The following is a 12128-nucleotide window of genomic DNA, read 5'->3' as shown; positions in this document are numbered from 1 at the left end:
ATGTCGATGAAGTCGATGACGATCAGGCCGCCGATGTCGCGCAAGCGCAACTGACGGGCGATTTCTTCGGCAGCTTCAAGGTTGGTCTGCAGTGCTGCTTCGATATCGAAGATCACGAAGAGCATCGCGACCAGATAGAATTTGGCAGAGAGCCGCAAGCGGGCGCCACCGGTAGGTAGCATGCCGGACTCGAACGGTTCGTTTTTGCTGCGGCCCCAGGCTTTTGACCCGAGGAGGCTGGAGACGCCGAGCATGAAGGCGCAAAGGCCGCCGACACCCAGAAGGAAAATGGCAAAGCCCCAGTTGTGGGCCATGAGTCCGGTCGCTTCGGGCATGCTGGAAATCCTTAACAGAGAGCAAAGGTCTCTGAGCTTGAAAAGAAACAAAGCAGTGACGATATGTCGCAGCAATCAATCGCGGTGATTTTATGGCTAAACACCGAGCAAGTAAAATTCAGATAGCGAAATTATTTACAAGAATAAGGACATAGCGTGCCTCCAAAGCCCTGTAGCCCATGCCGCTCGGGCATTAGCGGGGGTTTTGTCAAATATGTTTTGTAGGGAATGTAACGAACATACTTGCCGCTAAATGATAATCAATATTATTTGTCACAGTTTTTAAACTGTTTAACGGGTGAGTGGCTGGGAAGTTGTCTTATATGCGCGTTACTGCAAGTAGCGAGCACGGTCGTTTTACCTGATTTTCCGGGTCATGAAACTGCTCTGGATCAATGTTTTTCGCAGGATTTTGTGGGTTGACGCGTTCCCTGTGGGAGCCGGGCTTGCCCGCGATGGCGGTGTATCAGACGCAGTAGATGTTGACTGGCAGGTCGCCATCGCGGGCAAGCCCGGCTCCCACAGGGTTTTGCAGTGGTCAAAAAATCGCAGGCAAAAAAACGCCCCGAACCAGTCGGGGCGTCAGATATGCAGCGCTGCGGTTAGCTTTTACTCGGTCCGCAACGGCCGTTTACTCAGGCGAAGCAGATCAGTGGAACTGTTCTTCTTCGGTCGAACCGGTCAGCGCGGTTACCGAGGACGTGCCACCTTGAATCACGGTGGTCATGTCGTCGAAGTAGCCGGTGCCCACTTCCTGCTGATGAGCCACGAAGGTGTAACCCTTGGCAGCGTCAGCGAACTCTTGCTCTTGCAGCTTCACATAGGCAGTCATGTCGTTGCGGGCGTAGTCGTGCGCCAGGTTGAACATGCTGTGCCACATGTTGTGAATGCCGGCCAGGGTGATGAACTGGTGCTTGTAACCCATGGCGGACAGTTCGCGCTGGAACTTGGCGATGGTCGCGTCGTCCAGGTTTTTCTTCCAGTTGAAGGAAGGCGAGCAGTTGTACGAAAGCAGTTGGTCCGGGTATTCCTTTTTGATCGCTTCAGCGAAGCGACGAGCCTCGTCCAGATCCGGCTTGGCGGTTTCGCACCAGATCAGGTCGGCGAACGGCGCGTAGGCCAGGCCGCGAGCAATGGCCTGGTCGAGACCGGCGCGCACTTTGTAGAAACCTTCCTGGGTGCGTTCGCCAGTCACGAATGGCTGGTCATACGGGTCGCAATCGGAAGTCAGCAAGTCGGCAGCGTTGGCGTCGGTACGGGCCAGGATGATGGTCGGTGTACCGGCAACGTCAGCTGCCAGACGAGCAGCGGTCAGCTTCTGCACAGCTTCCTGGGTAGGAACCAGTACCTTGCCGCCCATGTGGCCGCATTTTTTCACGGAAGCCAGTTGGTCTTCGAAGTGAACGCCGGCGGCGCCTGCTTCGATCATGCTCTTCATCAACTCGTAAGCGTTCAGTACGCCACCGAAACCGGCTTCAGCGTCAGCCACGATCGGCGCGAAGTAGTCGATGTAGCCTTCGTCGCCCGGGTTCTTGCCGGCTTTCCACTGGATCTGGTCAGCGCGACGGAACGAGTTGTTGATGCGCTTGACCACGGTCGGAACCGAATCCACCGGGTACAGCGACTGATCCGGGTACATCGATTCGGCGGAGTTGTTGTCCGCAGCTACTTGCCAGCCCGACAGGTAGATCGCCTGGATACCGGCCTTGACTTGTTGCACAGCCTGGCCGCCGGTCAGGGCGCCCATGCAGTTGACGAAATCTTTCTCAGGACGGAAGGACGGCTTGGCACCCTGGGTTACCAGGTTCCAAAGCTTGTCGGCGCCCATTTTTGCAAAGGTGTGCTCAGGTTGAACCGAGCCACGCAGGCGGACGACGTCAGCAGCGGAGTAATTGCGTGTCACGCCTTTCCAGCGCGGGTTTTCAGCCCAATCTTTTTCGAGGGCTGCAATTTGCTGTTCGCGTGTCAGTGCCATGGGGATAAACCTCGTCGCGTCTTTAATCGAAAGTGGTTCTGGGTGGACAATTCCTGCGTGCCAAATACGCATTTTAAAGGGGCGTAAAGGCTGCTCGCTGACCAGAAGCTTAGGCGGTCAAGTCGGGTTCGGCGGGGATGGCGACGGGATGAACGATGGGCTCGAGGGGAAGTGAGCAGGTAAGGGCGAACTGGCGAGCGCATTCGGGCGTCGTGGGCCTTGGTGCGAACTTCAGTGTGGAGCCGGGTTACCTAATTACGCTTCCGTCCCTCGGGACAACTTCGTTCCAGTCGGCAACCTCGTCAAACACACCTTGTGGGCGGTACAGACACGAATCGGCTCGCGGGGTAGGTGCGAACAGCAACTCGAAAGCCCTTGCCAGGGCCTCTGATTAGCGGGAGCGAGGCCATCATGCCTTTGCTTTTTTGGCTCGTCAAACGTTTTGTAGTGCTTTTTTTTAAGCACTACATCTTTGGTCTAATACGACTAATCAGTCAGTTTTCGGTGGTTTAGTCCAAAGTATCGACTTTCACCCGCAGGGTCATGTCGTCCCGGCCCTGAGTCGAGTAGCTGCGGGTCTGGCCCTGTTTGTCGGCCTGAGTCTGGCGGTTCACGCCGGCCAGGGTGATCCATTCACCCAGTCGACCCGTGACAGTTGTGTCGGTACTTTGCACATTCACTACATCAGGACGTTCCTGGCTCATCCGGTCACGGTTAGTACTGATTGCCAGATGAACGATGTCGCCGGTGACGCTCGCGGTGACGTAGAAGCCTTGGGTGACATTGCGGTATTCGGTCTGGCTGCGCAGGTCGCCATAGCTGTCGGTCTGGGTGCTGGTGAGCGGCATGCTCTGGCCGACCTGGATCAGCGCCGGTGTGCCTTCGCTGGCCTGAACCTGCTGGATACCGCCGTTGCGGCTGTCGGTGCTGCGGTTGATGATGCGAGTCTGGCTCGGCTTGGCACCGTTTACCGAATAACCCTGATCACCCTGGAAGTTGTTTTCGTTGGTATCGACGGTGATCAGCAAGCGCTTGGCGGCCACATCGAGTTGGCTGATCAAGGCCTTAAGTTCGTCGATCGTGCGCTGTTCTGCGTTGACGATGAGCTGATTACCATAGGCGCTGACCTGGCCGTCCTTGCCAATGAAATTCTGCGCCACCGGCAACAGGTCGGCGCTGGTGCGATAGTTCAAGGGCACGATCTCGGTGGCGGCCATGACCGAAAAACTGCAGGTCAGCAGCAGCGTGGTGAGCAGGGTGCGTAGGGACATATCCGTTATCTCCGGCCTTTAAAGTCTTGATATTGCCAGTTTGTCGGCCTGCGGTGGGGCAAGTTGAATCGTAGACAGCAAAACGCCCCGACATCCGAGGATGGCGGGGCGTGATCGTTCCCACGCTCCGCGTGGGAATGCAGCCTGTGATGCTCCGCGTCACTGCCGCGAGGGGACGCGGAGCGTCCCAAGAGGCATTCCCACGCGGAGCGTGGGAACGATCAGTTACAGGGATTCAGGCGGAGTGACGCACCATGTCCACATGCGGAATCCCGGCTTCCAGGAATTCCTCACTGACCATGCTGAAGCCCAAACGCTCATAGAACGCCGTGGCCTGCACTTGCGCGCTCAGCATCTGCTGCTTCAGTCCGCGCTCTTCGGCTTCACCGATCACCGCTTGCATCAGCGCATCGCCGACTTTCAAGCCGCGCCAGTCCTTCAGCACCGACACCCGGCCGATGTGACCATCTGGCAACAGCCGAGCGGTGCCGATCGGGAAGTCGCCTTCAAAGGCCAGGAAGTGGACTGCCGTTGCGTCATCAGCATCCCATTCCAGCTCAGGCGGAACGGATTGCTCAGCGATGAACACCGTCTCACGAATGCGCCGGATCTCGGCGTTATCCTTTTGCCAGTCTGCGACACGTACGTGAATTTTATTCATCAGCAAACCCCAGGCTGCCTTGCTTGACCAGCTCACACAGCAGGCCGCGGCCGTCTTCGTCGTTCAGCCACTCGCCAAGGTTGTCGACGTGCAGCGCATCGGCGGCGCAGATCATCTTCAGCAGTTCGCGCAGTTTGCCCGGCAGGTAACGGCTCTGGCCGCTGGCAAACAGCAGCAGGTCATCATCGACTTCAGACCAGGCCAGGCGCGCGCTCGGGTTGCGGATCAGCACCGCGCCTTGTTCCAGGCTGGCGAGAAAGTCTTCTTCTTCGACTTCTTCCGGGCCGACGACCAGTTCCGGGTAACGCGGCTCGGTCATGTACTGGCCGAACCAGGTCAGCAGCAGGCGCTCGTCGCTCATGTGCTCGGCCAGCAAAGCTTTCAGGCGATCAAGGGCGTCGTGCTGAATCTGGTGTGGATCGACCGCCGGCAGGGCGTCGGCATCGGTGTAGCGCTCTTCATCGGTCAGGAACTGGCTGAGGAAGTCGGTGAAGTGAGTCAGCACTTCAGAGGCGCTCGGTGCACGGAAACCGACCGAGTAAGTCATGCAGTCGTCAACGGCCACACCGCAGTGAGCCAGACGGGGCGGCAAGTAGAGCATGTCGCCCGGCTCCAGAACCCACTCATCGGTGGCTTCGAAGTCGGCGAGGATGCGCAGGTCCGCGTGTGGCAGCAGCTTGCTCTCGGAATCGCACATCTGGCCGATTTTCCAGTTGCGCTTGCCGTGGCCCTGCAGCAGGAACACATCGTAGTTGTCGAAGTGCGGGCCAACACTGCCACCCGGGGCGGCGAAGCTGATCATCACATCGTCGACGCGCCAGCTCGGCAGGAAGCGGAAGTTCTCCAGCAGCTCAGCGACCTCCGGCACGAACTGGTCGACCGCTTGAACCAGCAGGGTCCAGTCACGTTCCGGCAGTTTGCTGAATTCGTCTTCGGCGAACGGACCACGGCGCAATTCCCAAGGACGCTCGCCGTTCTCGATTACCAGGCGCGATTCGACTTCTTCTTCCAGCGCAAGGCCGGCCAGTTCGTCGGCGTCGATCGGGCTTTCGAAATCAGGGATCGCCTGACGGATCAGCAGGGGTTTTTTCTGCCAGTAGTCACGCAGGAATTCGCGCGCCGTGATGCCGCCCAGAAGTTGAAGAGGAATGTCAGGATTCATGTGTAACCTATTGAAAAAAAGCACTTTTCAGACGGGAATAAAAACGCCCGGCGCTGCCGGGCGTCTCAAACGGGTAAAGCGGTCGATCAGATGCGTTTGGCTTGCGCTACAGCGTTGCCGATGTAGTTGGCCGGGGTGAGCAGTTTCAGCTCGGCCTTGGCTTGCGCAGGCATGTCCAGGCCATCGATGAAGGTCTGCAGCGCTTCAGGGCTGATGCCCTTGCCGCGAGTCAGCTCTTTCAATTTCTCGTACGGGTTTTCGATGTTGTAGCGGCGCATCACAGTCTGGATCGGCTCGGCCAATACTTCCCAGCACGCGTCCAGGTCAGCAGCAATCTTCTGCTGGTTGAGCTCCAGTTTGCTGATGCCTTTGAGACTGGCTTCGTAGGCAATCACGCTGTGGGCGAAGCCGACACCGAGGTTGCGCAGTACGGTGGAGTCGGTCAGGTCGCGCTGCCAGCGGGAGATCGGCAGCTTGCTCGCCAGGTGCTGGAACAGTGCGTTGGCGATCCCGAGGTTGCCTTCGGAGTTTTCGAAGTCGATCGGGTTGACCTTGTGCGGCATGGTCGAGGAACCGATTTCGCCAGCGATGGTGCGCTGTTTGAAATAACCCAGGGAGATGTAGCCCCAGATGTCGCGGTCGAAGTCGATCAGGATGGTGTTGAAGCGCGCGATCGCGTCGAACAGCTCGGCGATGTAGTCATGCGGTTCGATCTGTGTGGTGTACGGGTTGAAGCCCAGGCCCAGCTCGTCTTCGATGAAGGCGCGGGCGTTGGCTTCCCAGTCGATCTCAGGGTAGGCCGACAGGTGAGCGTTGTAGTTGCCGACAGCGCCGTTGATTTTGCCCAGCAGCGGAACGGCGGCGACTTGAGCGATCTGACGCTCCAGGCGGTAAACCACGTTCGCCAGCTCTTTGCCCAGGGTGGTCGGCGATGCCGGTTGACCGTGGGTGCGTGACAGCATCGGTACGTCAGCGAAACGGATCGCCAGTTCACGGATGGCTTCGGCGGTCTGGCGCATCAGCGGCAGCATCACGTCATCACGGCCTTCGCGCAGCATCAGGGCGTGGGACAGGTTGTTGATGTCCTCGCTGGTGCAGGCAAAGTGGATGAATTCGCTGACGGCAGCCAGTTCCGGCAGCTTGGCCGCTTGCTCTTTGAGCAGGTACTCAATGGCTTTGACGTCGTGGTTGGTAGTGCGCTCGATCTCTTTGACACGCTCGGCGTGCTCCAGAGAGAAGTTTTCCGCCAGGGTGTTCAACACCGCGTTGGCTTCGGCAGAGAACGCCGGCACTTCGCTGATGGCAGGGTGAGCGGCCAGGCGCTGGAGCCAGCGCACTTCAACCAGAACGCGAGCACGGATCAGACCGTATTCGCTGAAAATTGGGCGCAGGGCCTGGGTTTTGCCGGCGTAGCGGCCGTCAACAGGGGAAACCGCAGTGAGCGAAGAGAGCTGCATGGGGTGTTCTCGGACAGTCGGGCAACGAAATGGGGCGCGTATCATACATGAAAAAATCCGCCGGTCCGTTGCCAACTGACCGGCGTATTACGCGTTACTGACTACAAAACGGTATTGCGGGCGCGGTTCAGCTGCTGCGCATCAGCGGGTAAAGCTCTTTAAGCAGCTTGCGCCGGCTGATCACCAACTGCCAGCGATGACCGCCCAACTGCCGCCACAGGCGCGCCGATCGAATTCCGGCCAGTAACAGCGCGCGGATCTTCGAGGCATTGCTCGGTTGCTGCAGGTTGCGCATGTCGCCATGCACTTGAATCCGTTGGCGCAGGGTGCTCAGGGTGTCCTGATACAGCGCACCGCAGGCGGCGATCACGTTTTCGTGAGCCGGGCCGAAGTGTTCGACCTGGGACTGAATCTGCGGCAAACGCTTGCCGATCACTTCCAGCATGTCGTCGCGCTTGGCCAGCTGACGCTCCAGCCCCAGCATCGCCAGGGCGTAGCGCAGAGGTTCGCGCTGAAGGGTGCTGGGGTCGCGCTCCAGGGCGCCGATCAATGCGCGGTAGCCTTCACGCAGATTGATGTCGTCACCGCCATAGACTTCCAGCGTGTCCTTGGGGTCGCGAATCAACAGGCTGCCGAGCATGCAGGTCAGGCCGGCTTCGTTGGTCTGGCCGCTCTTGGCGATCTTGTCGACCAGTACGGCGGCGAGAAACACGCCGCCCAGGGCCGTCAGTTGCTCTTGAGTCGGGCTCATGAACGCTGACCCTTGCTGGTCCAGGGTTCGGCCACTTCGATCACGCCGCCGCCGAGGCAGATTTCACCGTCGTAGAACACCACGGATTGACCCGGGGTGACTGCGCGTTGCGGGTCATCGAAGGTCGCGCGGTAGCCGCTGGCGGTCTTTTCCAGCGTGCAAGGCTGGTCGCTCTGGCGATAACGCACCTTGGCGGTCAGCTTGCGTGGCTCGGTCAAATCGATCGGGTTGACCCAATAGATGTCCGAAGCGAGCAGGGCGCGGGAGAACAGATAAGGGTGATCATTGCCCTGGCCAACGATCAGCTCGTTGTGTTCCAGGTCCTTGATCAGCACATACCACGGCTCGTCACCGGCGTCTTTCAGGCCGCCGATGCCCAGGCCCTGACGCTGGCCGATGGTGTGGTACATCAAGCCGTGGTGACGGCCGATGACTTCACCTTCGGTGGTCTTGATCTCGCCCGGCTGGGCCGGCAGGTATTGCTTGAGGAAGTCGCTGAAGCGGCGTTCGCCGATAAAGCAGATTCCGGTGGAATCCTTTTTCTTCGCGGTGGCCAGGTCGTGTTTCTCGGCAATCGCGCGCACTTCGGGTTTTTCCAGCTCGCCGACCGGGAACAGGGTCTTGGCGATCTGTTCACCGCCGACGGCGTGCAGGAAGTAGCTCTGGTCCTTGTTCGGATCCAGGCCCTTGAGCAATTCGGTGCGGCCATCGATGTCGCGGCGGCGCACGTAGTGGCCGGTGGCGATCAGGTCGGCGCCGAGCATCATGGCGTAATCGAGGAACGCCTTGAACTTGATTTCGCGGTTGCAGAGGATGTCCGGGTTCGGCGTTCGACCGGCCTTGTACTCGGCCAGGAAATGTTCGAACACGTTGTCCCAGTATTCGGCGGCGAAGTTGGCGGTATGCAGCTTGATGCCAATCTTGTCGCACACGGCCTGAGCGTCCGCCAGGTCATCCATGGCGGTGCAGTATTCGGTTCCATCGTCTTCTTCCCAGTTCTTCATGAACAGGCCTTCCACCTCATAACCCTGCTCGATCAGCAGGAGAGCGGAAACGGAAGAGTCCACGCCGCCGGACATGCCGACAATAACGCGCTTCTTTTGTGTGTCAGAAGGGGCTGGATCACGCATAGGGATTCAATGAGTGTCTTGAAAAAGGACGCGATTCTAGCAGGCTCAAGCCTGCAAGGCTAAAGAGAAGGGCGGATCAGCTCGAGGCTGAAGTGTTTACCGTCCAGATAATCATCGATACAGCGGATGATCAGCTCACTGCGCCAGTTTGCGCGCTGTTGCAGCAGTTCGTCACGCGTCAGCCATTTTGCGCCGACGATACCGTCATCCAGCTGATAATCCGGGTGGTGTTTGAGCGGTTTTGCGGTGAAGCAGACCCGCTGGTAAGTCACGCCATTGCTCGGGGCGGTGTAGAGATAAATGCCCACCACCCCGGTCGGCTCGACGTCCCAGCCGGTTTCTTCGAGGGTTTCACGCACGGCGGCGTCGATCAGGGTTTCGTCCGGGTCCAGATGGCCGGCGGGTTGGTTGAGTACCGTTTGTCCGTGCTTGGATTCTTCGACCATCAGGAAGCGACCATTGTCTTCGACGATGGTCGCGACGGTGATGTGGGGTAGCCAGTCCATAAGACTTCCTCAATTTGAATGTTGAAACCCGATCCTGTGGGAGCTGGCTTGCCTGCGATGGCGGTGGGTCAGTCGACATCAATGTTGAATGATAAACCGCCATCGCAGGCAAGCCAGCTCCCACAGGTTCGGGTTCTGACAGATAAATATGTATGAACGCCACAAACACAAACCCCGGCACGAGGCCGGGGTTTGTGATGTTCCCTTACAACCTTAAACCAACGCAGCGATCGCGGCGTTGAAGGTGTTGCTCGGGCGCATGGCCTTGCTGATCAGCTCGGCATTGGCGTGGTAGTAACCGCCGATGTCCACTGGCTTGCCCTGCACGGCGTTGAGCTCGGCAACGATGGTCGCTTCGTTCTCGGTCAGGGTTTTGGCCAGTTCGCCGAACTGCGCTTGCAGTGCAGCGTCTTCGGTCTGGGCGGCCAGGGCTTGTGCCCAGTACAGCGCCAGGTAGAAGTGGCTGCCGCGGTTGTCGATGTTGCCGACTTTACGCGATGGCGACTTGTTGTTGTCCAGGAACTGGCCGGTGGCCTGATCCAGGGTCTTGGCCAGCACCAGCGCTTTAGGGTTGTTGTAGGTAACACCCAGATGCTCGAGGGAGGCAGCCAGGGCCAGGAACTCGCCCAGGGAATCCCAGCGCAGGAAATTTTCTTCCAGCAGCTGTTGAACGTGCTTCGGTGCCGAACCGCCGGCGCCGGTTTCGAACAGACCACCGCCGTTCATCAGCGGCACGATCGACAGCATCTTGGCGCTGGTGCCCAGTTCCATGATCGGGAACAGGTCGGTCAGGTAGTCGCGCAATACGTTGCCGGTCACCGAGATGGTGTCCTTGCCTTCACGGGTGCGGTCCAGGGTGAACTTCATCGCGTCGACAGGCGACATGATGCGGATGTCCAGGCCTGCGGTATCGTGATCCTTCAGGTAGGCCTGAACTTTCTCGATCACTACGCCGTCGTGGGCGCGCATTGGGTCCAGCCAGAAAATCGCCGGAGTTGCGCTTGCGCGAGCACGGTTGACGGCCAGTTTGACCCAGTCCTGGATCGGCGCGTCTTTGGTCTGGCACATGCGGAAGATGTCGCCGGCTTCAACCGACTGTTCCAGCAGAGTGCGGCCAGCGCTGTCGGAAACCCGAACCACGCCGTTTGCCTTGATCTGGAAGGTCTTGTCGTGGGAGCCGTACTCTTCGGCTTTCTTCGCCATCAGGCCAACGTTTGGCACGCTGCCCATGGTGGTTGGATCAAAGGCGCCGTTAGCCTTGCAGTCTTCGATCACCGCCTGGTAGATGGTGGCGTAGCAGCGATCCGGGATCACAGCCTTGGTGTCGTGCAGCTGACCATCAGTGCCCCACATCTTGCCGGAGTCACGGATCATTGCCGGCATCGAAGCGTCGACGATGACGTCGCTCGGCACGTGCAGGTTGGTGATGCCTTTGTCGGAGTTGACCATGGCCAACGACGGACGAACGGCGTAGACCGCCTGGATGTCCGCTTCGATTTGAGCTTGCTGCTCAGCCGGCAGGGCTTTGATGCGAGCGTACAGGTCGCCGATGCCGTTGTTCAGGTTGAAGCCGATCTGGGCCAGCACGTCAGCGTGCTTGGCCAGGGCGTCTTTATAGAACTCGGCAACGATCTGGCCGAACATGATCGGGTCGGAGACCTTCATCATGGTGGCTTTCAGGTGAACCGACAGCAACACGCCTTTTTGCTTGGCGTCTTCGATCTCGGCTGCGATGAAGCTGCGCAGCGCGTTTTTGCTCATGACTGCGCAATCGAGAATCTCACCGGCTTGCACGGTGGTTTTTTCTTTCAGGACGGTGGTGGTGCCGTCTTGAGCGATCAGTTCGATTTTGACGGCGTCAGCGGCGTCGATCAGGGCGGCTTTTTCGCTGCCGTAGAAATCGCCGGTGCTCATGTGAGCGACGTGGGACTTGGAGTCTTTGGCCCAGGCGCCCATTTTGTGCGGGTGCTTGCGCGCGTAGTTCTTGACCGACAGCGGTGCACGACGATCAGAGTTGCCTTCGCGCAGAACCGGGTTTACGGCGCTGCCCTTGATCTTGTCGTAACGCGACTTGGCGAGCTTGTCGGCATCGCTGGTCACGGTTTCCGGGTAGTCCGGCAGTGCGAAGCCCTGGGCTTGCAGCTCTTTGATCGCGGCCTGCAGTTGCGGAACCGAAGCGCTGATGTTCGGCAGCTTGATGATGTTGGCTTCAGGCGTAACGGCCAGGTCGCCCAGTTCGGCGAGGTGGTCGGCTACGGCTTTGTCACCCAATTGCTCGGGGAAGCTGGCCAGAATGCGCCCTGCAAGAGAGATATCGCGGGTTTCAACGGCGATATCAGCCGAGGCGGTGAAAGCCTCTACGATAGGCAACAGTGAATAGGTGGCGAGGGCTGGGGCTTCGTCGGTGAAGGTATAGATGATCTTCGAGCGGGTGGGCATATTCGGATTAACTCTCTCTTCTTTGCTAAAGCGTGCGCAGAAACTCGAGGGGCGCCGGGTAAGCGCGTTCGTTCAAAGTCATCCATGAGCCGAATGTCGAGTTTTCTTCGCGGTGATGTTGGGTGCATCAGTCGAGCGTCAAGCGGGTGGACTGCGGTAACAATCCGGCTTATTCGGGCCCAACGTCTTGTAATAGAGCGGTCGGCCGTCGTGACTCTGTGGTCAGCGGCGGCATTATACATAGGTAGCTGGCAATCTGCCGATGGTTCATATGCAACGTTTTTCGTCCATTGGTCTAAAGGTCGCAGGTGAGTGCGACGCGTAGAGTCGTTCGCCGTGCTTGAGTTTGGCGCTTTTCCCTTTGCTTTCAGGCTTGTACGTCGCGAACTGTGCAGCTTTGCGGCAGATGGGTGGAACATAGGGTTTGCGCGCCGATTTAAC

At 58.8% G+C, this 12128-nt stretch carries 10 protein-coding genes; all 10 read right to left on the bottom strand.

Going from position 1 to position 12128, the window contains the following annotated elements; all coding sequences use genetic code 11:
* On the bottom strand, positions 1-335 hold a 335-nt coding region (gene ndhC, locus ACQKPC_RS01550; RefSeq protein WP_427622874.1), incomplete at its 3' end, for an NADH-quinone oxidoreductase subunit A.
* Positions 336-984: 649 nt separating this feature from the next.
* Positions 985-2310: an isocitrate lyase gene (gene aceA / locus ACQKPC_RS01545; protein WP_007905048.1), complete on the bottom strand. Its 1326-nt coding sequence runs from the start codon at positions 2308-2310 to the stop codon at positions 985-987.
* 509 nt (positions 2311-2819) lie between these two features.
* Positions 2820-3581 carry a secretin N-terminal domain-containing protein gene (locus ACQKPC_RS01540; protein WP_427622873.1) on the bottom strand — a complete coding sequence of 254 codons (762 nt, stop codon included), beginning with the start codon at positions 3579-3581 and terminating at the stop codon, positions 2820-2822.
* A 235-nt stretch (positions 3582-3816) separates the two neighbouring features.
* Entirely contained in the window at positions 3817-4242 is a 426-nt protein-coding gene (locus ACQKPC_RS01535) for a GNAT family N-acetyltransferase (RefSeq protein ID WP_007905044.1), read from the bottom strand.
* Positions 4235-5404, bottom strand: coding sequence for a JmjC domain-containing protein (locus ACQKPC_RS01530; RefSeq protein ID WP_427622872.1), 1170 nt, complete (start codon positions 5402-5404; stop codon positions 4235-4237). Before ACQKPC_RS01530 ends, ACQKPC_RS01535 begins: the two co-directional genes overlap by 8 nt.
* An 86-nt stretch (positions 5405-5490) precedes the next feature.
* A complete protein-coding gene (gene purB, locus ACQKPC_RS01525; RefSeq protein WP_123493780.1) occupies positions 5491-6861 on the bottom strand; it encodes an adenylosuccinate lyase in 1371 nt (456 codons plus the stop codon).
* A 127-nt stretch (positions 6862-6988) separates the two neighbouring features.
* Positions 6989-7612 carry a high frequency lysogenization protein HflD gene (gene hflD / locus ACQKPC_RS01520; protein ID WP_008068314.1) on the bottom strand — a complete coding sequence of 208 codons (624 nt, stop codon included), beginning with the start codon at positions 7610-7612 and terminating at the stop codon, positions 6989-6991.
* On the bottom strand, positions 7609-8742 hold the full coding sequence (gene mnmA, locus ACQKPC_RS01515) for a tRNA 2-thiouridine(34) synthase MnmA (RefSeq protein ID WP_007905035.1): 1134 nt from the start codon (positions 8740-8742) through the stop codon (positions 7609-7611). The genes hflD and mnmA overlap by 4 nt, the downstream gene beginning before the upstream one ends.
* A 59-nt stretch (positions 8743-8801) precedes the next feature.
* Positions 8802-9248 (bottom strand): NUDIX hydrolase, encoded by a 447-nt coding sequence (locus ACQKPC_RS01510; RefSeq protein WP_427622871.1) that lies wholly within the window; start codon positions 9246-9248, stop codon positions 8802-8804.
* A 213-nt stretch (positions 9249-9461) separates the two neighbouring features.
* Positions 9462-11687, bottom strand: a complete 2226-nt coding sequence (locus tag ACQKPC_RS01505; RefSeq protein ID WP_427622870.1) for an NADP-dependent isocitrate dehydrogenase — start codon at positions 11685-11687, stop codon at positions 9462-9464.
* Positions 11688-12128 lie beyond the last annotated feature (441 nt).

The sequence above is a fragment of the Pseudomonas sp. NPDC089918 genome (assembly GCF_050280605.1).
Classification (GTDB): Bacteria; Pseudomonadota; Gammaproteobacteria; order Pseudomonadales; family Pseudomonadaceae; genus Aquipseudomonas.
The sequence above is the reverse complement of the archived record's forward strand: the minus strand, read 5'-3'. Positions and strand labels throughout refer to the sequence as shown.

Coding starts and splice junctions, on each gene's coding strand:
- ACQKPC_RS01530 (WP_427622872.1), bottom strand. CDS start 5,404: ATGAATCCTGACATTCCTCTTCAACTTCTGGGCGGCATCACGGCGCGC.
- mnmA (WP_007905035.1), bottom strand. CDS start 8,742: ATGCGTGATCCAGCCCCTTCTGACACACAAAAGAAGCGCGTTATTGTC.
- ACQKPC_RS01505 (WP_427622870.1), bottom strand. CDS start 11,687: ATGCCCACCCGCTCGAAGATCATCTATACCTTCACCGACGAAGCCCCA.
- ACQKPC_RS01510 (WP_427622871.1), bottom strand. CDS start 9,248: ATGGACTGGCTACCCCACATCACCGTCGCGACCATCGTCGAAGACAAT.
- ACQKPC_RS01535 (WP_007905044.1), bottom strand. CDS start 4,242: ATGAATAAAATTCACGTACGTGTCGCAGACTGGCAAAAGGATAACGCC.
- hflD (WP_008068314.1), bottom strand. CDS start 7,612: ATGAGCCCGACTCAAGAGCAACTGACGGCCCTGGGCGGCGTGTTTCTC.
- ACQKPC_RS01540 (WP_427622873.1), bottom strand. CDS start 3,581: ATGTCCCTACGCACCCTGCTCACCACGCTGCTGCTGACCTGCAGTTTT.
- purB (WP_123493780.1), bottom strand. CDS start 6,861: ATGCAGCTCTCTTCGCTCACTGCGGTTTCCCCTGTTGACGGCCGCTAC.
- aceA (WP_007905048.1), bottom strand. CDS start 2,310: ATGGCACTGACACGCGAACAGCAAATTGCAGCCCTCGAAAAAGATTGG.